The sequence below is a fragment of the Streptomyces diacarni genome (assembly GCF_003323715.1).
GTDB classification, from domain to species: Bacteria; Actinomycetota; Actinomycetes; order Streptomycetales; family Streptomycetaceae; genus Streptomyces; species Streptomyces diacarni.
Map to the genome: position 1 here is coordinate 254,991 of NZ_QOIN01000042.1, position 21,556 is coordinate 276,546.

At 71.1% G+C, this 21,556-nt stretch carries 16 protein-coding genes and 3 tRNA genes; 10 read left to right on the forward strand and 9 right to left on the reverse strand.

Annotated features, from left to right (window positions below; all coding sequences use genetic code 11):
• Positions 1 to 109: 109 nt before the first annotated feature.
• On the reverse strand, positions 110 to 682 hold the full coding sequence (locus DTL70_RS13615; protein ID WP_114022160.1) for a hypothetical protein: 573 nt from the start codon (positions 680 to 682) through the stop codon (positions 110 to 112).
• Between the two features lie 332 nt (positions 683 to 1,014).
• Between DTL70_RS13615 and hrpA the strand changes: the two genes are divergently transcribed.
• The 3 genes from hrpA to DTL70_RS33530 all read left to right on the forward strand — a co-directional run bounded on the left by hrpA (position 1,015) and on the right by DTL70_RS33530 (position 5,661).
• A complete protein-coding gene (hrpA, locus tag DTL70_RS13620) occupies positions 1,015 to 5,127 on the forward strand; it encodes an ATP-dependent RNA helicase HrpA (RefSeq protein ID WP_114022161.1) in 4,113 nt (1,370 codons plus the stop codon).
• 65 nt (positions 5,128 to 5,192) lie between these two features.
• Positions 5,193 to 5,267, forward strand: a tRNA-Asp gene (locus tag DTL70_RS13625).
• A gap of 223 nt (positions 5,268 to 5,490) precedes the next feature.
• Complete coding sequence (locus tag DTL70_RS33530; protein WP_181860915.1) at positions 5,491 to 5,661, forward strand: DUF6274 family protein; 171 nt, start codon at positions 5,491 to 5,493, stop codon at positions 5,659 to 5,661.
• Positions 5,662 to 6,120: 459 nt separating this feature from the next.
• Here DTL70_RS33530 and bldC read toward each other — a convergent pair whose 3' ends face one another.
• Together bldC and DTL70_RS13635 are read right to left on the reverse strand one after the other, a co-directional pair.
• Complete coding sequence (bldC, locus tag DTL70_RS13630; RefSeq protein ID WP_003949541.1) at positions 6,121 to 6,327, reverse strand: developmental transcriptional regulator BldC; 207 nt, start codon at positions 6,325 to 6,327, stop codon at positions 6,121 to 6,123.
• Positions 6,328 to 6,859: 532 nt separating this feature from the next.
• On the reverse strand, positions 6,860 to 7,735 hold the full coding sequence (locus tag DTL70_RS13635; RefSeq protein WP_114022162.1) for a DUF8083 family protein: 876 nt from the start codon (positions 7,733 to 7,735) through the stop codon (positions 6,860 to 6,862).
• 225 nt (positions 7,736 to 7,960) lie between these two features.
• Here DTL70_RS13635 and DTL70_RS13640 point away from each other — a divergent pair, with 225 nt between their 5' ends.
• Together DTL70_RS13640 and DTL70_RS13645 are read left to right on the forward strand one after the other, a co-directional pair.
• Complete coding sequence (locus DTL70_RS13640; protein ID WP_425470362.1) at positions 7,961 to 9,082, forward strand: Leu/Phe/Val dehydrogenase; 1,122 nt, start codon at positions 7,961 to 7,963, stop codon at positions 9,080 to 9,082.
• 304 nt (positions 9,083 to 9,386) lie between these two features.
• Positions 9,387 to 9,644, forward strand: a complete 258-nt coding sequence (locus tag DTL70_RS13645) for a DUF3073 domain-containing protein (protein ID WP_114013914.1) — start codon at positions 9,387 to 9,389, stop codon at positions 9,642 to 9,644.
• A 78-nt stretch (positions 9,645 to 9,722) separates the two neighbouring features.
• Here DTL70_RS13645 and purM read toward each other — a convergent pair whose 3' ends face one another.
• The 6 genes from purM to purS all read right to left on the reverse strand — a co-directional run bounded on the left by purM (position 9,723) and on the right by purS (position 17,332).
• On the reverse strand, positions 9,723 to 10,790 hold the full coding sequence (gene purM / locus DTL70_RS13650; RefSeq protein WP_114022164.1) for a phosphoribosylformylglycinamidine cyclo-ligase: 1,068 nt from the start codon (positions 10,788 to 10,790) through the stop codon (positions 9,723 to 9,725).
• A gap of 328 nt (positions 10,791 to 11,118) precedes the next feature.
• Complete coding sequence (gene purF / locus DTL70_RS13655) at positions 11,119 to 12,669, reverse strand: amidophosphoribosyltransferase (RefSeq protein WP_114022165.1); 1,551 nt, start codon at positions 12,667 to 12,669, stop codon at positions 11,119 to 11,121.
• A 291-nt stretch (positions 12,670 to 12,960) separates the two neighbouring features.
• Positions 12,961 to 13,845: a sterol carrier family protein gene (locus tag DTL70_RS13660; RefSeq protein WP_114022166.1), complete on the reverse strand. Its 885-nt coding sequence runs from the start codon at positions 13,843 to 13,845 to the stop codon at positions 12,961 to 12,963.
• Positions 13,846 to 14,058: 213 nt separating this feature from the next.
• Complete coding sequence (gene purL, locus DTL70_RS13665) at positions 14,059 to 16,356, reverse strand: phosphoribosylformylglycinamidine synthase subunit PurL (RefSeq protein ID WP_114022167.1); 2,298 nt, start codon at positions 16,354 to 16,356, stop codon at positions 14,059 to 14,061.
• On the reverse strand, positions 16,353 to 17,030 hold the full coding sequence (purQ, locus tag DTL70_RS13670; protein ID WP_114022168.1) for a phosphoribosylformylglycinamidine synthase subunit PurQ: 678 nt from the start codon (positions 17,028 to 17,030) through the stop codon (positions 16,353 to 16,355). Before purQ ends, purL begins: the two co-directional genes overlap by 4 nt.
• Positions 17,027 to 17,332 carry a phosphoribosylformylglycinamidine synthase subunit PurS gene (purS, locus tag DTL70_RS13675; protein WP_114022169.1) on the reverse strand — a complete coding sequence of 102 codons (306 nt, stop codon included), beginning with the start codon at positions 17,330 to 17,332 and terminating at the stop codon, positions 17,027 to 17,029. Before purS ends, purQ begins: the two co-directional genes overlap by 4 nt.
• A gap of 550 nt (positions 17,333 to 17,882) precedes the next feature.
• Here purS and DTL70_RS13680 point away from each other — a divergent pair.
• From DTL70_RS13680 to DTL70_RS13700, 5 genes are all read left to right on the forward strand, one after another.
• Positions 17,883 to 18,200: a histone-like nucleoid-structuring protein Lsr2 gene (locus tag DTL70_RS13680; protein ID WP_114013907.1), complete on the forward strand. Its 318-nt coding sequence runs from the start codon at positions 17,883 to 17,885 to the stop codon at positions 18,198 to 18,200.
• Between the two features lie 1,114 nt (positions 18,201 to 19,314).
• Positions 19,315 to 19,386: transfer RNA gene (locus tag DTL70_RS13685), tRNA-Gly, on the forward strand.
• Positions 19,387 to 19,464: 78 nt separating this feature from the next.
• Positions 19,465 to 19,537 (forward strand) — tRNA-Gly (locus DTL70_RS13690).
• A gap of 190 nt (positions 19,538 to 19,727) precedes the next feature.
• Positions 19,728 to 20,714 (forward strand): ABC transporter ATP-binding protein, encoded by a 987-nt coding sequence (locus tag DTL70_RS13695; protein WP_114022170.1) that lies wholly within the window; start codon positions 19,728 to 19,730, stop codon positions 20,712 to 20,714.
• Positions 20,711 to 21,535 (forward strand): ABC transporter permease, encoded by an 825-nt coding sequence (locus DTL70_RS13700; protein ID WP_114022261.1) that lies wholly within the window; start codon positions 20,711 to 20,713, stop codon positions 21,533 to 21,535. The genes DTL70_RS13695 and DTL70_RS13700 overlap by 4 nt, the downstream gene beginning before the upstream one ends.
• Positions 21,536 to 21,556: the final 21 nt, after the last annotated feature.

The following is a 21,556-nucleotide window of genomic DNA, read 5'->3' on the forward strand; positions in this document are numbered from 1 at the left end:
TGTCGGTTACGCGGAGTGACACATGGAGTGGCACAGGGGCGCGTTCGGGCCGACGGAGCGCTTCTCGCGGAGGTGTCCGGGTACGGGCGCTCGGCGTCGGCCGGCGCCTCTACACGCGCAGGACGGAGAGTTCGACGGGGGTGGGGGGTGGTGCGGGAGCGGGACCGCGCACGGGGGGCCGCTCGTGCGCCGCCCCGATGGCGGCGTGCGACTCGGGGGTGGGGCAGAGCGGGAGCGCGAGGGGAAGTGTCTGCTGCGCGGCCGCCGAGGGCGCGGCCGGAAGTCCGCCGCCCTCGCCGCGCGACTTGTGGCAGCGCGAGGAGCCCGCGTCGTCCGCGACGAGGTGATCGTCAAAACCCGCGGTGCGGCGCGTTGAGGCGTCGCCGTACGGGGCCGGTCCGGAGTGCGGCGTCACGGAGGAGGCGGAAGCCGGGACAGCGGGCGGGGCCGGAACCGCGGAAGCGGCCGAGGCCGAGGCCGGTGTCGAAACCGACGCCGGTGTCGACACCGACGCCGGTGTCGAGGCCGTCGTGGGGGCCGGGGTCGTCGTGGGGGCCGCACCGGCCGACGCGGAAGCCGGCCCGCACAGTCCGAGCAGCAGCGCGGCCATCAGGACGAGCAGGGGGCCGCCGAGCACGGCGGCGACCTGCCGCGCCCGTGCTGTCTGCCCGCCACCGATCATGCCGCCCACCCTAACGGTGCCGCTGCCCCGCAGGCCGGTACCGGCCCGGTGACCGGTCCGGTGCGTCACCGGAGTGCACGGCGCCTGCCGGGGCCCGCACGCCGGTCCCCGCCTCCCTGGACCCGTGCCGCGGGCAAACTGTTCGCCATACCGTCCCCGGGGGTGAGATCCTGGGGCACGGTATGTCGACTCCCACTCCCTCCCCGCACGAGCCGGCGGCACGGCAGCAGACGGCACCGCAGCAGACGGCACGCCGGCCGGCGGCGTCGCGCCGGACGGCACCGCAGCAGGCGGCGAGCCCGCACGAGCTGACGGCTCGCCTCCCCGCTCTCATGCTCGGTGACCAGGACCGGCTGGCCCGCCGGCTGGCGGGTGCCCGGAAGATCCGCAAGGGGGAGGCCCGCGCGGCCGTCCTCGCGGAGATCTCCGCCGCGATGGACGCCTCCGAGCTGCGGGTGGCCGCCCGCCGCGAGGCGGTCCCGCGGATCACCTATCCCGAGCAGCTGCCGGTCAGCCAGAAGAAGGACGCGATCCTCGAGGCCGTCCGCGACCACCAGGTGGTGATCGTGGCGGGTGAGACGGGCTCGGGCAAGACGACGCAGATCCCGAAGATCTGCATGGAGCTGGGACGCGGCATCCACGGGGTGATCGGTCACACGCAGCCGCGCCGGATCGCGGCGCGTACGGTCGCCGAGCGGGTGGCCGAGGAGCTGGGGTCGCAGCTGGGCGAGGCCGTCGGCTGGAAGGTGCGCTTCACCGACCAGGTGAAGGACCACACGCTGGTCAAGCTGATGACGGACGGCATTCTGCTGGCGGAGATCCAGCAGGACCGCGAGCTGCGCCAGTACGACACGCTCATCATCGACGAGGCGCACGAGCGCTCGCTCAACATCGACTTCCTGCTGGGGTATCTGGCGCAGCTGCTGCCCAAGCGGCCCGATCTGAAGGTCGTCATCACGTCGGCGACGATCGATCCCGAGCGTTTTTCCCGGCACTTCGGCAACGCGCCGATCGTGGAGGTCAGCGGCCGTACGTATCCGGTGGAGGTGCGTTACCGGCCGCTCCTGGAGGAGGAGTCCGAGGCTCCGGACCGCGACCAGGTCACCGCGATCTCGGACGCGGTGGACGAGCTGCACGCCGAGGGCCCCGGCGGCATCCTGGTGTTCCTCTCGGGGGAGCGGGAGATCCGCGACACGGCGGACGCGCTGGAGAAGAAGTTCAGACGGGCCCAGGGCCATCAGCCGGGCCGCGCCGACGTGGAGATCCTGCCCCTGTACGCGCGGTTGTCGCACCAGGAGCAGCACCGGGTCTTCCAGGCGCACTCCGGCCGCCGCGTCGTGCTGGCGACCAACGTGGCGGAGACGTCGCTGACGGTGCCCGGCATCAAGTACGTCATCGACCCGGGGACCGCCCGCATCTCGCGCTACAGCCACCGTACGAAGGTGCAGCGGCTGCCGATCGAGCCGGTCAGCCAGGCGAGCGCCAACCAGCGCAAGGGGCGTTCGGGTCGTACGTCCGAGGGCATCTGCATCCGGCTGTACTCGGAGGAGGACTTCCTCTCCCGGCCGGAGTTCACCGATCCGGAGATCCTGCGCACCAACCTGGCCTCGGTCATTCTCCAGATGACGGCCGCCGGGCTCGGGGACATCGAGAAGTTCCCCTTCATCGACCCTCCGGACCACCGTTCCATCAAGGCGGGCGTGCAGCTGCTGGAGGAGCTGGGCGCACTGGAGACCCGGCAGACGCAGCGGACTCAGGAGTCTCAGGAGACCCGACAGACACAGCAGGCCCAGCAGACACAGCAGGCGCGGAAGCTGACGAGGACGGGCCGCAGCCTCGCCCAGCTGCCCGTCGACCCGCGGCTGGCCCGGATGGTGCTGGAGGCCGACCGGAACGGCTGCGCGCACGAGGTCATGGTGATCGCGGCGGCGCTCTCCATCCAGGACCCTCGCGAACGCCCCGCCGACAAGCAGCAGCAGGCCGACCAGCAGCACGCCCGCTTCAAGGACGAGACCAGCGACTTCCTCGCGTTCCTGAACCTGTGGCGCTATGTGCGGGAGCAGCAGCGGGAGCTGTCCTCGTCCGCCTTCCGCCGGCTGTGCAAGTCCGAGTTCCTCAACTACCTGCGCATACGCGAGTGGCAGGACATCTACAGCCAGCTGCGGCAGGTCGCGAGAACGATGAAGATCCGGCCGTCCGAGCCGGGCGGCCGCGGCGGCTCGGACGGATCGGGCGAGACGGGCGGCTCGGGCGACACGGGCGGCTCGGACGGCAGCGAGCCGTCGCCGGACGCCGTGCACCAGTCGCTGCTGGCCGGGCTGTTGTCGCACATCGGCCTCAAGGACACCGAGAAGAACGAGTATTTGGGTGCGCGCAGTGCCAAGTTCGCGGTCTTCCCCGGCTCGGCGCTCTTCAAGAAGCCGCCGCGCTGGGTGATGTCGGCCGAGCTGGTGGAGACGTCGCGGCTGTGGGCGCGGGTCAACGCGAGGATCGACCCGGAGTGGATCGAGCCGCTGGCCCAGCACCTGGTCAAGCGCACGTACAGCGAGCCGCACTGGGAACAGAAGCAGGCGGCGGTGGTGGCGTTCGAGCGGGTGACGCTGTACGGGGTGCCGATCGTCGCGCAGCGGAAGGTCAACTACGGCCGGATCGACGCGGAGACCTCGCGGGACCTGTTCCTGCGCAACGCGCTGGTGGAGGGCGACTGGCGCACCCACCACCAGTTCTTCCACGACAACCGCAAGCTGCTCGACGAGGTGGAGGAGCTGGAGCACCGGGCGCGGCGCCGCGGCATCCTCGTCGACGACGAGACGCTGTACGACTTCTACGACCAGCGCGTGCCCGAACACGTGGTCTCGGGCGCGCACTTCGACGCGTGGTGGAAGAAGAAGCGGCGCGACGAGCCCGACCTGCTCAACTTCGAGAAGTCGATGCTCATCAGCGACCGCGCCGAGGAGATCTCCGCCTCCGACTACCCGGACGTGTGGCGGCAGGGCGGCCTGGCGCTCCCGGTGACCTACCAGTTCGAGCCGGGCGCGGACGCCGACGGTGTGACCGTCCACGTGCCGCTCCAGGTGCTCAACCAGGTCACAGCGGAGGGCTTCGACTGGCAGATCCCGGGGCTGCGCGAGGACCTGGTCACCGAGCTGATCAGGTCGCTGCCCAAGGCCGTCCGCCGCCACTACGTGCCCGCGCCGAACTTCGCCAAGGAGTTCCTGCGCCGGGCCGCTCCAGGGCAGGAGCCGCTCACGTACACGCTGGCGCGGGAGCTCAAGCGGATGGTCGGGGTGCCGGTCGCGGCCCAGGACTTCGACTGGTCGAAGGTCCCCGACCACCTGAAGATCACCTTCCGGGTGACGGACGAGCGGCGCCGCAAGCTGGCGGAGAGCAAGGACGTCGAACGGCTCCAGGTCCAGCTCAGGTCGCAGACGCAGACGGCGATCTCCAAGGCGTTCGACTCCTCGGCGCGTGCGGCGCACAAGAAGGCCCGCAAGGCCGCTCAGGGCGCCGGGGGGACGCCGCAGGGACCGGAGTCCGGCACGGACGCGGCAGCCGCCGCGCCTGCCCCCTCCTTCCAGCGTTCAGGGCTGACGAGCTGGACGGTCGGCAGCCTGCCGCGCACGTTCGAGACGCGGCGCGCGGGCCAGCCGGTCAAGGCGTATCCGGCGCTCGCGGACGAGGGCGCCTCGGTCGGGGTGCGGCTCTACGACACGGAGGCGGAGCAGCGCACCGCCATGTGGCGCGGCACCAGGCGCCTCATCCTGCTCAACCTCCCCTCCGACCCGGCGAAGTTCGCGCAGTCGAAGCTGGACAACCGGCAGAAGCTGGCGCTCTCCCGCTCCCCCCACGGCAGCGTGCAGGCCCTGTTCGAGGACTGTGTCGCGGCGACCGTCGACCAGCTGGTCGCGGGGCGCGGCGGCCCCGCCTGGGACGAGGAGTCCTTCCGCAAGCTGTTCGACGCCGTACGGGCCGACCTGGTCGACGCCACGCTGCGCACGGTCCGCCAGGTGCAGGAGGTGCTGGCGGCCTGGCACTCGTGCGAAGGGCGGCTGCGGGCGACGACCAGCCCGGTGCTCGCCGACTCGGTCGCCGACGTCCGCGGGCAGCTCGCCGACCTGGTCAAGCCCGGCTTCGTGACCGAGCACGGCGCCGGACGGCTGCCCGACCTGATGCGCTATCTCGTCGCCGCCGACCGGCGCCTCCAGCAGCTTCCGCACCACGTCGAACGGGACCGCACCCGGATGGCCAAGGTGCACGAGATGCGGGACGAGTACCTGTGGCTGCTGGAGCAGTTCCCGCCGGGCCGCCCGGTGCCGCAGGCCGCGCGGGACATCCGCTGGATGCTCGAGGAGCTGCGCGTCAGCTACTTCGCGCACGCTCTCGGCACCGCCTATCCCGTCTCGGACAAGCGGATCGTGAAGGCGGTGGATGCCGCCGCTCCGTGAGCAGTTGTGCGCGGTGAGTGAGTTCGCTTCGCGGGGCAGGGCTGCTGTAGAGTTCCATCTCGCGAGGTCCTGTGGAGCAGCTTGGAGTGCTCGCCACCCTGTCAAGGTGGAGGCCGCGGGTTCAAATCCCGTCAGGACCGCACTACCGAAGGGCCCGGGTAACGGTTGTTACCCGGGCCCTTTTCGCGCTGCTCGCACTCCCGTCACCTTTCGCGGTGTTCCGCCATCCCGTCGCCACCCCGCCCCCCGGGTCGCGTGCCCTCCAGGAGCCCGGCCGGGCCGGGGATCGTCCGTAGCCGAAAGAGTCATCCGTGTTGACGGCTACCTGCTGCGTGGGTACTCCTAGCCGTGGAGGTGACGGCGATGGCGGCGGGGTTCGGCGACGCGGCCCGGCGGGAGGCGCGCGCGCTCCTGCGGACGCATCTGGCCGGTGTGGGGCGCCGGCGGCACGCGACCCGGCACTGCCCGCACTGCCATCGGCTGCTGCGCCTGGCGCTGAGATCCCCGCGCACGGCCCATCGCGAGGGCAAGTGACGGGCCCCACCACCCTGTTGGCGCAATATCGCACGGGTGCCGATCATCTCAAGACCCGCCCGGTGTGGCGGGTGTCACTCAACTTCGCCGTACTCATCGGGAACATGAGGCACCCTCAGACACCGTCAATTTAATATGTGCAATTGCACTGTCTTCCCACCCATGGGCGGCCCACCGCCCCGGAAACCCTCACCGGTACCCGCACAGGCGGCCCCAGAACCGCTCAGCAGCGCGCACCAACCCCCAGCGGGAGCGCGTGCGGTGGCACAAAAAAGATCGCGCTGGACCCGGCGGAGTCCAGCGCGATCGACGGCGAAGCGCTGTTGGGGCAGCGGCCTGGCCTGATGTGGCTGGTGGTGCTGGTGGTGCTGGTCGTGCTGGTGCTGCTGGGCACCGTTTCGGGGAGGGGGCCCCAAAAATGCCCTTCTGTGGTGCTGTCGTGCCTGGTCAGAAGCCTGATCAGGCCTCGCTGCGCTGCTGCGGGATACCCGCCAGCAGAGCGCGAACCTCCGCCTCGCGGTAGCGGCGGTGTCCTCCGAGCGTGCGGATGGACGTGAGCTTGCCCGCCTTTGCCCAGCGCGTGACCGTCTTGGGGTCCACGCGGAACATCGTGGCAACCTCAGCCGGGGTCAACAGCGGCTCGGCATCAGGGGTGCGAGCGGTCATGAGCGGCCTCCTCGGGAGAACCGAACCATCACGGTTCTTTCCTCTAAATTCTGCACCTTGACCCGCGTTGCCCGATATGGCGGACGCGAGCCGAGTCGGTTATAGGACGAACGGCTTGTCCTCGGCACTACAACTACACCATCTGTCCAGCCACGTCGGCCAAACCGATGGAATTGCCCTCTCAGGTGTTCAACCTCGGCGGAAGCCAATGGACCGTCCCATAGCGGACAGTCATCCCACCATGACAATCAGTCACAACGGGAGCAGGGGTCACCAGACCCACCAAGGAGCGCAATACCGATGTATCCACCCATAGTTGGGCGGAAGGAGTCCCGTGCGAACTCCTTGTCCTATTTTGACACGAGGGGTAGCTCTGAGAGCAAGACCCGTTTAAGTGCAATCCATCACGCTTGAGGCAAAGACCCGGTTCGGGACGTAGGTCCCACTCCTCCCCCGCCTGCGCGGGCTCCCGGCCGGCGCCGGGAGAGGGCCCGGTGACAGCCCTCCCCCTGTGCGGCGGGTGGGTGGCGCCTCAGTTCGCGTACTGGAGCTGCCGGACCGCCCTCCAGCGCTCCGTCAGCCGCTCGTACGCCGCACCCGCCCGCTCACCGTCGCCGGCGCGCAGTGCGGTCAGGCCCTCCGCGACGTCGGCGGCGGAGTGGTCTCCCGCGAGCTGCTCCTCGGGGATCGCGTGGGCCAGCCCGCCGTAGTCCAGTTCGACGAGGGACCGCGGATGGAACTCCTCCAGCCAGCGGCCCACGTCGATCAGTCCCTCGACGAGCGGCCCCTCCTCCAGCTCTTCGCGGAGCACCTTCAGGCCGCGGGCGAGGCGACGCCTCGCCTCCACCATGGGAGTGCGATAGCGGAGAACGAACTGCTGTCCGCTCTCCTGACCCGATTCCGGCTTCGCAAACTCCCTTTCTTCGTCGACGAAAAGAACGAACCACCGCACGGGCACGTGCCACAGCGCGGTGCGGATCCAGGGGCGGGCGTCCGGGTTGCCCTCCCGCCACTGTTCGTAGTCGGCCGCGGCCTGCCGGCGCACGACCGGCGGCACCGCCGCGTCCAGCACCGTCTGCGGCAGGTCGAGTTCGCGGTTGCCCGCGGCCTGGGTCAGTGCGCTGAGCGCCTGCCAGCCGCGCAGCCGGGTGCGCCAGGGGCACACACAGGTCACGCCGTCCACGTCCGTCACGAACGCCTCGGCGCTCTCCCGCACCGGCACCACCACGGGCGGCACCGGCACCAAGTCGGCCAGAGCCCGGCGGATTTCGTCCTGCGCGGTGGGAAAGCGCTCCTCCTTCGCATACGCGATCCAGTGCGAGCGCTCCGGCTCGGGAAAGGCTGCCAGCGGTTCATAGACCCGCAGGTACGCCGCGTACGGGACGATGACCGGGGCTTTCTCAGCCACGCACTGCCTCCAAGCTCTGACGCAACCGTCCGGCCCCTGGTGAGCGGTCCGGATGCGTTGTGGAACGAACCTGGAAGACAGTTGACTACCCCGATCGTGGGACCGCAACGTGCCCGGGGCACGGGGGTCGTACGCTGCTTGCGGACCGGCCCCCGCAGGGCACCCACCGCCACAAGCGGCCCCCGTGCGAGGGGCTACGACGCGATTCCAGGAGTCACTACCGTGATCGAGGTATCACCTTCTGCAAGCGTTCCGGCCGGCCTCCCCGCGGGGAACCCGGTCACCGCCGCCCTCTTCCACTCCGACCAGGGCGGCCACGAGCAGGTGCTGCTCTGCCAGGACCGCCCCAGCGGGCTCAAAGCCGTCATCGCGCTGCACTCCACCGCGCTCGGCCCCGCCCTGGGCGGCACCCGCTTCCACGCCTACGCGGGCTCGGCCGACCCCGAGCAGTCCGCGGTGCTCGACGCGCTCAACCTCGCGCGCGGCATGTCGTACAAGAACGCGCTGGCCGGGCTCGACCACGGCGGCGGCAAGGCCGTGATCATCGGCGACCCCGAGCAGCTCAAGAGCGAGGCACTGCTGCGCGCCTACGGGCGCTTCGTCGCCTCGCTGGGCGGCCGCTACGTCACGGCGTGCGACGTGGGCACCTACGTACAGGACATGGACGTGGTGGCCCAGGAGTGCCGCTGGACCACGGGACGCTCGCCCGAGAACGGGGGCGCGGGCGACTCCTCCGTGCTCACCGCCTTCGGCGTCTTCCAGGGGATGCGGGCCAGCGCCCAGCACCTGTGGGGCGCCCCCACGCTGCGCGGCAGGCTCGTCGGCGTCGCCGGTGTCGGCAAGGTGGGCAAGCACCTGGTCGACCACCTGCTGCAGGACGGAGCCCGGGTCGTGGTCACGGACGTGCGCGAGGAGTCCGTGCGCGCGGTGCTGGCGGCCCATCCCGGCGCGCCGCTGACCGCCGCCGCCGACACCCCGACCCTGCTGCGCACCGAGGGTCTGGACGTGTACGCGCCCTGCGCCCTCGGCGGCGCGCTGGACGACGAGACCGTCGCGGCGCTGAGCGCCAGGATCGTGTGCGGGGCCGCCAACAACCAGCTCGCCCACCCCGGGGTGGAGAAGGACCTGGCCGACCGCGGCATTCTCTACGCCCCCGACTATGTCGTGAACGCGGGCGGCGTGATCCAGGTCGCCGACGAGTTCAACGGCTTCGACTTCACACGCGCGAAGGCAAAGGCAGCGCAAATCCTCGACACCACGACGTCGATTTTCGAGCGCGCCGCCGCGGACGGCGTGCCGCCGGCGGCCGCCGCCGACCGGCTCGCCGAGCAGCGCATGGGGCTGTGACAGCTCGGTAAGCGCCGGCTCAGCACCGCGTGAACAGCGGCGGAGAGATCCGTGACAGTGGTCTCACCACCCCGCGGCGGGTCTCTCCGCTACAGGAAGGTAAAATCAGCACTGACCAGCACCAGGACGGTCAACGGGCGCGTCGGACGGCGGCCGTGTCGTGCGGGCGACGTACCGTACGGCGGCGGAAGCAGGTACCGTTGAAGCCCTGAGCACCGGTCTCTCCCCCGAGAGGCCGCTATGAACCATGAACGCGTGTCAAGACTCTGGGGCCGTCGAGCCCCGTCGTTGAGGGGGTCGAGCCATGGGGCGCGGCCGGGCCAAGGCCAAGCAGACGAAGGTCGCCCGCCAGCTGAAGTACAACACTGGCGGGACAGACCTCTCGCGCCTGGCCGAGGAGCTGGGCGCATCGACATCGAACGAGTCGCCGAACGGCGACCCTTTCGAAGACGATGAGCAGGACCCGTACGCACGGTACGCGGATCTGTACGACGACCAGGAGGAGGACGACAACGGTTCGCCGGAGTCGTCCGACCACCAGTCGAAGCGCCGCGGCGCCTGACGTTCAGCCTGACATTCATCACCGGTACAGACCCGGTCCGGCTCCCGCCGGACCGGGTTCTGACGTACCGCGCCGACGTCAGCGCGCATAGTCACCCGTCAGTGTGACGGCCTCCTCGCGGTCACCCCGCTCGGAGATCTCGCCGGCGACCCACGCGTCCACACCGCGGTCGCCCAGCGTCGCCAGCGTCGCGTCGACGGACCCCTGCGGTACGACGGCGATCATGCCGACGCCCATGTTCAGCGTCTTCTCCAGCTCGGCCCGCGCGACCTTCCCCGCGCCGCCGACCACGTCGAAGACCGCCCCGGGCGCCCACGTCGCCCTGTCCACCCGCGCGTGCAGCCCCTCGGGCACCACGCGGGCCAGGTTGCTGGCCAGCCCGCCGCCCGTCACGTGCGAGAACGCGTGCACCTCACTCGTCCGGGCGAGCTCCAGGCAGTCCAGCGAGTAGATCTTCGTGGGCTCCAGCAGCTCCTCGCCGAGCGTGCGGCCGAACTCCGGCACCTGGCGCTCCAGCGTCCAGCCCGCCCGGTCGAACACCACGTGCCGCACCAGCGAGTACCCGTTCGAGTGAAGACCCGAGGACGCCATCGCCACCACCGCGTCCCCCGAACGGATACGATCCGGGCCCAGCACGGCGTCGGCCTCCACCACGCCCGTGCCCGCGCCCGCCACGTCGTACTCGTCGGGGCCGAGCAGCCCCGGATGCTCCGCCGTCTCGCCGCCCACCAGCGAGCAGCCGGCCAGCACGCACCCCTCGGCGATCCCCTTCACGATCTGCGCCACCCGCTCGGGAACGACCTTGCCCACGCAGATGTAGTCCGTCATGAACAGCGGCTCGGCGCCGCAGACCACCAGGTCGTCCACGACCATCGCCACCAGGTCGTGCCCGATCGTGTCGTGCACGTCCATCCGCTGCGCCAGCGCCACCTTGGTGCCCACCCCGTCGGTGGCCGAGGCCAGCAGCGGGCGGGCGTACTCCTTGAGCCGCGACGCGTCGAAGAGCCCGGCGAAGCCGCCCAGCGAGCCGACCGACTCGGGCCGCTGGGTCCTGGCCACCCACTCCTTCATCAGCGTCACCGCGCGGTCGCCCGCCTCGATGTCGACCCCGGCGTCCGCGTAACTGGCGCCTTCAGTGTTTGTCATCGGTCCGTGTACGTCCTTTACATGCGTGGGAGCCGGCGTGGTGACGTGGCCCCCGGCCTCCCCCGGACTCCGTCCAGGAGGACCCCGCCTTCACCGTTCCGCGGGAGTGCCCCGCATCCCCCTGAGTCGCTTCGCTCGTCCTCGAGCGCCTGGGGGCATCTCCCGGCCCAGGCCCGGGGGCAGGCCGAGATTCAGCCTGTCTGCGGGCACCTCCCGGACGAGGTCCGGGGGAGCTTGAGGACCGGGGGTCCGGGGGCGGAGCCACTGGGGAAACGGTGAAGGAGGGGTCCCCCGGACGGGAGTCCGTGGGAGGGCCGGGGCGCAAGGCCTACGGGCGCTTGAGGGCGTCCGCCGCGCCCACGCCGGAGGCGAGCGTGCCGACCCCGTCGACGTCGGCCGAGGCCTCCGCCTCCAGCAGGTGCTTTCCGAGCAGCTCGGGCTCGGGAAGCTCCATCGGATACTCCCCGTCGAAACAGGCCCGGCACAGCTCCCGCTTGGGGATGGTCGTCGCGTCGGTCATGCCGTCGATCGAGATGTAGGCGAGCGAGTCGGCACCCAGCGACGTGCCGATCTCCTCGGTCGACAGCCCGTTGGCGATCAGCTCGGCCCTGGTCGCGAAGTCGATGCCGAAGAAGCACGGCCACTTGATCGGCGGCGAGGAGATCCGCACGTGCACCTCTGCCGCCCCGGCCTCGCGCAGCATCCGCACCAGCGCGCGCTGGGTGTTGCCGCGCACGATCGAGTCGTCCACGACGACCAGCCGCTTGCCGCGGATGACCTCCTTGAGCGGGTTCAGCTTGAGCCGGATACCCAGCTGCCGGATCGTCTGCGAGGGCTGGATGAAGGTGCGGCCCACGTAGGAGTTCTTGACCAGCCCCGAGCCGTACGGAATCCCGCTCGCCTCGGCGTAACCGACCGCGGCCGGCGTGCCCGACTCCGGTGTCGCTATCACCAGGTCGGCATCGGCCGGGGCCTCGGCCGCCAGCTTGCGGCCCATCTCGACGCGCGAGAGGTAGACGTTGCGGCCCGCGATGTCCGTGTCGGGGCGCGCCAGGTAGACGTACTCGAACACACAGCCCCGCGGCTTCGCCTCAGCAAACCGTGAACTGCGCAGCCCGTCCGCGTCGATGGCGACGAGCTCGCCCGGCTCGATCTCCCGGATGAAGCTGGCGCCGACGATGTCGAGCGCCGACGTCTCACTCGCCACGACCCAGCCGCGCTCCAGCCGGCCCAGGACCAGCGGCCTGACCCCCTGCGGATCCCGCGCCGCGTACAGCGTGTTCTCGTCCATGAAGACCATCGAGAACGCGCCCCGCACCTGGGGCAGCACGAGCGGCGCCGCCTCCTCGACGGTGAGCGGCCTGCCCCCGTCGTCGGTCTGGCCCGCCAACAGGGCCGTGACCAGGTCGGTGTCGTTGGTCGCCGCGACCTGCGTGGCGCGCCCGTTGCCCGCCGAGGCCTGCTTGGCGACCAGCTCCGCCAGCTGCGCTGTGTTGACCAGGTTGCCGTTGTGACCCAGGGCGATCGAGCCGTGAGCGGTGGCGCGGAAGGTCGGCTGGGCGTTCTCCCACACCGAGGCGCCGGTCGTCGAGTAGCGCGCGTGACCCACGGCGATGTGGCCGCGCAAAGAACCTAGGGAAGTTTCGTCGAAGACCTGTGAGACCAGGCCCATGTCCTTGAAAACCAGGATCTGGGAGCCGTTGCTCACCGCGATACCCGCGGACTCCTGACCGCGGTGTTGCAGGGCGTACAGGCCGAAATACGTGAGCTTCGCGACCTCTTCACCGGGCGCCCAGACACCGAAGACGCCGCAGGCGTCCTGGGGGCCCTTCTCGCCGGGGAGGAGGTCGTGGCTGAGCTTTCCGTCACCACGTGGCACGTCTTCGAGTCTAGGCCAGCACCCGGACTCCGCCGAACCGGGGAACGCCCCGCCGGTCCGCAGGGGTCTTGACGGCGAAGGCGCGGACCGTCACACACACGCCGCCGACCGCCCCGACAGAGACGTACGGTAGCCGCCGCACCGCTTCCCGTAGCCGCGCACGCGCCGACAGCGCCCTTCCGGGCCGCTGCCCGCGCCTTCAGGACCCCGCGCCCCCACCCGGACAGGCCCGCACGCTGGTGAGATACCCCACTGCGCCCCCATCAGCCGCTCCACCCCACCGTGCGCCCCTCACCCCAGTACGGGCAGCTCGCCCGACAGGTCGGAACGCTCGCCACCGGCCCGCAGCCGGCCGCCCTCCAGCGCCTCGCCCCAGGCCAGTCGGCCCGTCGCCAGCCTGATCCAGGACAACGGGTCGGTCTCCACCACGTTCGGCGGGGTACCGCGGGTGTGCCGCGGGCCCTCCACCGCCTGCACGACGGCGAAGGGCGGCACCCGCACCTCGACGGCACCGCCCGGCGCCTTGGCGGCCAGCGCGTCCGCGAGCACCCGGACGGTGGCCGCCGTCGCCTGCCGGTCCAGCGGGACGCGGACCCCGGTGGCCCGCGCCAGATCGTCGCTGTGCACCACCAGCTCCACCAGCCGGGACACCGTGAAATCCAGCATCCGCATCGGCCCGGCCTCCAGCGGGACCAGCAGGTCCTCCCGCACCGCCGACTCGATGACCGGCTCCAGATCGGCGACGGCCTGGTCCACCCGGCCGGGACCGTCCACGACCGCCGCCGCCTCCTCGCGCGTCGCCGCATCCGACCGCTCGGCGCAGGCCGCCGTGGACAGGGCCCACCGGGACAGCGACACCTGCGCTGCCTGCGAGGGCTGCGGGGCGCGCAGGCCCTGTGCGGCCCGTGGAGGCTGTGGCGCCCGCGCGGACGGTGGCAGGCCGGAGACGTCCGTCTCCGGCCTGCCCAGCTGGCGGGGGATCGCGTCGATCTGCTGGGCGATGTGCACCAGGAGGTGGTGTACATCCCATCCGGGCAGCCCGGACGGCAGGGCGTGCTGAGCCGGAGTCAGGCGGTGTGCGGCGTCCGTGACGGCTTCCACCTGCTGGATGAGGGCCCTGCGGGTGCGGTTCGGGTCGTATGTACGCCGGTCTCTTCCGGAGGGGGTGGGCGGCATGTTCGGGAGACTAGCCGCCCCGGCCCCGCCGCGCGGGCAGCCCCTCCGCCGAGGGGGCTTGTCCCGCGCCCCACGCACGGGGCGTGCCCCGCCCCACGCACGAGGCGTGCCCCGCCCACAGGGGCGCGCCCCACGCGCGGGGGCCCCGACCCGCACGCCCCGGGCCTCGCAGGCCGGTGGAAGTGCGGGGCGGAGCCCCGAGGTCAGTACCCGTCAGGCGAACAGCTCCGGGAGGGTGCGCTCGTGGGCCCGGCGCAGCTCGTCCAGCGGAAGCGCGAACTGGCCCTGCACCTCCAGCGCCTCACCGTCGACGACGCCCACCCGCGCCGCGGGCAGCCCGCGGACCGCGCACATGTCCGCGAACCGGAGCTCCTCGCTGCGCGGGACAGCCACCAGCGCCCGCCCCTGCGACTCCGAGAAGAGGAAGACGAAGGGGTCGAGCCCGTCGGGCACGACGACGCGGGCGCCGTTTCCACCCTTGAGGCAGGACTCGGCGAGGGCCTGGATGACACCGCCGTCGGAGACGTCGTGGGCCGCATCCACCATCCCGTCGCGGGACGCGGAGATGAGGATGTCCGCCAGGAGCCGCTCCCGCTCCAGATCGACCCGGGGCGGGCGTCCGCCCAGGTGGCCGTGGGCGACCTGGGACCACGCCGAGCCGCCCAGCTCCTCCCGGGTCTCCCCCAGCAGGTAGATCAGGTGGCCCTCCTCGCGGAACGCCATCGGGGTGCGGCGCGCGACGTCGTCGATGACGCCGAGGACACCGACGACCGGCGTGGGGTGGATCGCGGCCCCGCCCGTCTGGTTGTAGAGCGAGACGTTCCCGCCGGTCACCGGCGTGCCCAGCTCCAGGCAGGCGTCGGCGAGGCCGCGGGTGGCCTGAGCGAACTGCCACATGGCCGCCGGGTCCTCGGGGGAGCCGAAGTTGAGGCAGTCGGTGACGGCGAGCGGGCGCGCACCGGTGGCGGCCACGTTGCGGTACGACTCGGCCAGCGCGAGCCGCGCTCCCTCGTACGGGTCGAGTTTGGCGTACCGGCTGTTGCCGTCGGTGGAGACGGCGACACCGAGACCGGTCCCGGCGTCGATGCGGATCATGCCGCCGTCCTCGGGCTGCGCGAGGACGGTGTCCCCGAGCACGTACCGGTCGTACTGGTCGGTGACCCAGGACTTGGCGGCCTGGTTCGGGGAGGAGACCAGGGCGAGCACCGCGGCGCGCAGTTCGTCGCCGTCCGCGGGGCGGGGCAGCTTGGCCGGGTCGTCGGCCTGGAGGTCGTCCTGCCAGTCGGGGCGGGCGTAGGGACGCTCGTAGACGGGGCCCTCGTGGGCGACGGTCTTCGGGTCGACGTCGACGATCTTCTCGCCGTGCCAGAAGATCTCCAGCCGGTCGCCGTCGGTGACCTCACCGACGACGGTGGCCGTGACCTCCCACTTCTCGCAGATCGCGAGGAAGCGCTCGACGTTGCCGGGTTCGACCACGGCGCACATGCGCTCCTGCGACTCGCTCATCAGGATCTCCTCCGGCGAGAGCGAGGAGTCGCGCAGCGGTACGTCGTCCAGTTCGACGCGCATGCCGCCGGAGCCGTTGGAGGCCAGCTCACTGGTCGCGCACGACAGCCCGGCCGCACCGAGGTCCTGGATGCCGACCACGAGACCGGCGTGGAAGGCCTCCAGGGTGCACTCGATGAGCAGCTTCTCCTGGAAGGGGTCGCCGACCTGCACGGCTGGGCGCTTGGCGGGCTTCCCGACGCCCGTGGCGGAGCCACTGTCGGACACGGTCTCGAAGGTCTCGGAGGCCAGGATGGAGGCGCCGCCGATGCCGTCGCCGCCCGTGCGGGCGCCGTAGAGGATCACCTTGTTGCCGGTGCCCGCGGCCTTCGCGAGGTGGATGTCCTCGTGCTTCATCACCCCCACACACAGGGCGTTGACCAGCGGGTTTCCCTGGTAGCAGGCGTCGAAGACGACCTCGCCGCCGATGTTGGGCAGCCCGAGGCAGTTGCCGTAGCCGCCGATGCCCGCGACGACGCCCGGCAGAACGCGCTTGGTGTCCGGATGGTCGGCCGCACCGAAGCGCAGCGGGTCCATGACGGCGACCGGACGGGCACCCATGGCGATGATGTCGCGGACGATGCCGCCGATACCGGTGGCCGCGCCCTGGTACGGCTCCACGTACGAAGGATGGTTGTGCGACTCGACCTTGAAGGTGACCGCGTAGCCCTGGCCGACGTCCACGACACCGGCCTGCTCACCGATACCGACGAGCATCGCCTCGGCGCCGGGACCCTCCGTCGGCGCCTTCTCGCCGAACTGCCGCAGATGGACCTTGCTGCTCTTGTAGGAGCAGTGCTCGGACCACATCACGGAGTACATCGCCAGCTCGGCGCCGGTGGGGCGGCGGCCCAGGATGTCGCGGATGCGGGCGTACTCGTCCTCCTTGAGACCGAGCTCCGCCCAGGGAAGATCTGCCTTCGGGGTCTCTTCCGCGTGCTTGACGGTGTCCAGGGGGGCGCTCATGAGGTGACCAGCTTCTTGACGGCCGAGGTGAAGAACCCGAGCCCGTCGGTCGTCGGCCCCGTCAGGGCCTCGACGGCGTGCTCGGGGTGCGGCATGAGACCGACCACGTTCCCGGCCTCGTTGGTGATTCCGGCGATGTCGCGGCGCGAGCCGTTCGGGTTGCCCCCCAGATAACGGAAGGCCACGCGACCTTCGGCCTCCAGTTCGTCCAGAGTCCGCTCGTCGGCGACGTAACCGCCCTCACCGTTCTTGAGCGGAACGGTGATCTCCTGGCCGCGCTCGTAGTCCGACGTCCACGCGGTGTCCGCGCTCTCGACGCGCAGACGCTGGTCACGGCAGACGAAGTGCAGGTGGTCGTTGCGCGTCAACGCGCCCGGCAGCAGGTGGGATTCGCACAGGACCTGGAAACCGTTGCAGATGCCGAGCACCGGCATTCCGGCCTTCGCCTGTTCGATCACCGTCGCCATGACCGGCGAGAAGCGGGCAATTGCGCCGCACCGCAGATAGTCGCCGTAACTGAATCCGCCGGGCAGCACCACGGCGTCGACCTGGCGCAGGTCCTTGTCGCGGTGCCACAGCGCGACGGGGTCACCGCCCGCGAGGCCGATCGCGCGGCGCGCGTCGCTGTCGTCGAGGGAACCCGGAAAGGTGACGACGCCGATACGGGTGGTCACGCCGGGGCTCCTTCGGACGGGACATCGGAGCCGGCGACGGTGCGCTCGGTGCCGTCGGTCTCCCTGACCTTCACCGTGAAGTCCTCGATCACGGTGTTGGCCAGGAACGTCTCGGCCAGTTCACGGATGCGGGCGAGGGCGCTCCCGTCGACGGGGCCCTCCACTTCGAGCTCGAAGCGCTTGCCCTGGCGGACATCGGAGATCCCCTCGAAACCCAGGCGAGGCAGTGCACGCTGCACCGCCTGTCCCTGGGGGTCGAGAATCTCCGGCTTCAGCATGACGTCGACGACGACGCGAGCCACAGGTACTCCTAGTGCTTAGCGGGGCGCTGCGCTGGCCAGCGTACCCGGCACGAGAATCTACGCGCGTTGATATGCGGGGAGTTCGCTCCGGAGCCCGAACGGGACCCCTCCCCCCGGGCCTCTTCCCCAGCTCTCCGCCGACCCCACGCCAGTTCTTGCCGGTTCCACGCCGTTCTTCGCCGCTTCTTCGTCGGTTCCACGCTGCTTCTTCGTCGGCTCCACGCCGGTCCTTCGCCGGCTGTTCCCGAAGATCCACGTGACGATCCCGGCAGGACTTCGCGAAGCACTGTAAAAACCGAGCGGAAATAAGTAGGGTCCCGATTGCGGCCGGAACCCGATCCGAATTCCGGGCCATAATGTTTGTGTGCCGGCCGCGACCTTTGTGCGCACACTCGTCGCCGAGCGGCAGCGCACAGCATCCAGCTGAATAAGAACCCGTCTCCTATCCGGGCTCGCCCCCGCACCCGCCGCACGGCGGGGCCCCGGTCGCCAACCGCCCGGGGAAAGCAGGGCGACCCCTTTCGCGATCCTGAGGGAAGGACCGATATCCGTGGCACAACGCGTAGTGGTGATGCTCTCCGATGACATCGACGGCGGAGAAGCGGCGGAGACGGTCACCTTCGGACTCGACGGCAAAACCTACGAGATCGACCTGAACCCCGACAATGCGAAGCGGCTCCGCACCGAGCTCGCCCCCTTCGTCGAAGCAGGACGCAAGCGGGCGAAGTCCGGCAAGGCCTACCGGCGCACCTCCATCGACCCCGACCCCCGCGCGGTCCGCGCCTGGGCCGAGTCGAACGGCTTCGACGTGCCCGCGCGAGGCCGCATCCCGAAGAAGGTGTACGAGGCGTTCCACGCCGCGCGCTGACGGTGCCGTCTGGCGACGGCACCGCCTGGTGACCGCGCCTTTCGGTGCCGGAGCCTTTCGAGTTGCGGAGCCTTTCGGTTGCGGAGCCTCGTGCCGGTCCGGCGACGGAGCCCGGCGGGGTGGCGCGGGCGTACGGGTACAGGGCCTTGGGGTGACTGGGCCCATGCCCATGCCCATGCCCATGCCCGTGCCCGTGCGGTCCGGCGCCGTGTGCTGGCGGGGCGTGCGGATACGGGACCGTCGGCGGTGCACGTCGCGGGTCGGCCGTCGGGTGACGGTCGGCCCTTACGCCTTTTCGGGACGGCTCCTCGGTCCCTCTCCCCTCCGACGCCGGGGTTCCTGTGGGGCGGCCCGAGCGTCGAGCCCCTCCTCGCAGGAGGCCGGGCTCCTCGCGGGAGGCCGGGCTTCCTCACGCGGTGTGTCATCAGTCTCACGCGGTCTGCCGGGGGCAGCCGGCCCGATGCTTGGGCCGCACCTCGCGTAGCGCAAACGCTCCCGTGCGGGCCCGCGGCCGCCCCGTGGGCCCACCCAGCCGACGCCGGGCAACCGCTCCCGCCCGCGGGGGGCCCGCCTCTGGGGACCGAAGCGCTCCCTTGCGCCCCGAGGCGTTCCCGTACGGCAGCCAGTCCGAAGCTTCCGACTCGACGCATCACGGGTGCACCTCACGTGACCGGCGCGGCACCGCACCGGGACGGTCCCGTGGGCTTTCCCAAGCCCGTCCCCTCGCCTGACCGGCCACGCCGCGCCTGACCGGCCACGCCGCGCGTGACCAGCTGCCCCCGGGCTGCCGGGACGCCCCTCCAAAGCAGCCGGTCCGCCGCCGCACAGGCTCTCTCGGGGACGAGCCCGCAAGGGCGGTCGGAATCGCTACGCGGGCCGCCGGCCCGGCACGGGAACCCTTCCCCGCGTGACCGGCCCGGCCCCCCCCGGGGAGGGGACGCTCGTGGCGGCCCCCTTCCCGCGCTCCTCGCCTCCGGTCCTGTCCGGTCCTGTCCGGGGCGGAACGGGGGTCAGGTGGCGGGTGGAGTGGGCGACTTGCCAGAGGGGGCGGGTGATCGGATAGAGTCAAGGCACGCCGCGAGGGGAACCCCGAAAGGGGGGAACCGGCAAGCGTGCGGGTGTAGCTCAGTAGTAGAGCGCCCTCTTTCCAAGAGGGAGGCGCAGTGTGCGATCCCTGTCACCCGCTCTCCGTTACGGACTGCCGGTCGGAAACGATCAGGTAGAGTAGTGGTCGCGCCGCTCGGTGAAAGCCGAGTGGAGGCATGCGGACGTAGCTCAGTTGGTAGAGCGCAACCTTGCCAAGGTTGAGGTCGCGAGTTCGAGCCTCGTCGTCCGCTCAGCGCAGAAAGGGCCCCGGTCTTCGGACCGGGGCCCTTTCGCATGGCGTCGCGCGCATGGTGTCGCGCACATGGCGTCGCCTCGCATGGTGTCGCGCACCGCATGGTCCCGGCTCCGGATGACATTCGTCATCAGCACCCATGACGGTCCGCACTCGATTGCGGCCTGTCCCGGCGGGAGTCTGAGGATATGGACGCGATAGAGGTCGAAGGGCTGAGGCGCCGCTACGAGGCGGCGGGCGGGGGCACGTCGGGCAGCGGGTTCGAGGCTGTGCGTGGCGTGTCGTTCTCTGTGCGCGAGGGGGAGATATTCGCGCTGCTGGGCACCAACGGAGCGGGCAAGACCTCCACGGTGGAGGTGCTGGAGGGGCTGGCGAGGCCGACGGCGGGCACGGTGCGGGTGCTGGGATTCGACCCGTTCACGCAACGTGCGTACGTGCGGCCGCGCACCGGCGTCATGTTGCAGGAGGGCGGGTTCCCCTCGGAGCTGTCGGTCGTCGAGACGGCGACGATGTGGGCGGGGGTCACCAGTGAGGCCCGGCCGCCGCGTGAGGTGCTCGAACTGGTCGGGTTGGGCACGCGGTGCGACGTCCGCGTCAAGCAGTTGTCGGGTGGTGAACGGCGGCGGCTGGACCTGGCGTTGGCGCTGATCGGGCGGCCCGAGGTGCTCTTCTTGGACGAGCCGACGACCGGCATGGACCCCGAGGGGCGGCGGGACATGGCCGCGTTGGTGCGCGAGCTGCGCGCCGAGGGCACGACGGTGCTGCTGACGACGCACTACCTGGAAGAGGCCGAGCAGTTGGCCGACCGGCTGGCGATCATGCAGGCCGGGAGGGTCGTGGCGGCGGGGACGACGGAGCAGGTGGTGGCGGAGCGGCCGTCGCGGATCTCGTTCCGGATGCCGGCCGACTTGCACGCGAGGGAGCTTCCGCTGAGTGTTCCGGCGGCCGTGGACGGACGCAGGGTCTCGATACGTACGCACGAGCTCCAGCCGGTGCTGACGGAGCTGTTGCTGTGGGCCCGGGAGGCGGGCGTGCGCCTGGAAAGCCTGCAGGCACGGTCCGCGTCGCTGGAGGAGGCGTTCTTGGAGATAGCCCAGGCGGGCCACCGGCCGGAGGACGGCGGGGACACGAGCGCACACATGAGCACGGACGCGGTGACGGGGGTATGGGCATGAGTACGACGAGCGCGACGACGGCCAATCCGCTGAAGCCGGCCGGTGGCGGCCGGGCGAGCACGCTCTCGCCGCGGCGTATACGGGCGCTGGCGCGCGCGGAGCTGACGCTGCTGGTGCGCAACAGGGCGTCGCTCTTCGTGGCGCTGCTGCTGCCGATCGTTCTGACGTTCTCCACCAAGACGGCCGCCGAGCAGGCCGACCTGTCCGGCACGGGGCTCTCGGTGGGGACGGCCGTGCTGCCGGGCTCCGTGGGGATGGTGCTGCTGTTCGCCGTCTACAGCAATCTCGTGGGCGTCTATGTCGCCCGTCGTGAGGAGTTGGTGCTCAAGCGGCTGCGCACGGGTGAGGCCAACGATGTGGAGATCCTCGGCGCTGCGGCGCTGCCTTCCGTTGCCATCGGGCTCATACAGTCGGCCGTGCTGCTGATCGGCGGTGCGCTGCTGCTCGATACGGGGGTTCCTTCCCGCCCCGACCTGCTGGTGGCCGGCCTGCTCCTGGGCACGCTGATGATGGTGACGCTGGCCGCCGCTTCGGCCGCCGTCACCCGCACCGCGGAGCTGGCGCAGCTCACGCCGATGCCGCTGATGCTGGCGACGTTCGCCGGTTCGGGGCTCTTCGTGCCGCTCGAGGTCTTTCCCGACACGCTCGCGGAGGTGTGCCGCTGGCTTCCGATGACCCCGGTGACGGATCTGCTGCGGGGCGCCTGGACGGAGCAGCTGAGCGGCATGGAGACGCTGCGGGCGCTGGCGGTCGCCGTCGGCTGGACGGTGCTCGGCGGCTACGCGCTGCGCAAGCGCTTCCGCTGGGAGCCACGGCGCTGAGCCCGCTGGGCCCTGGTGACG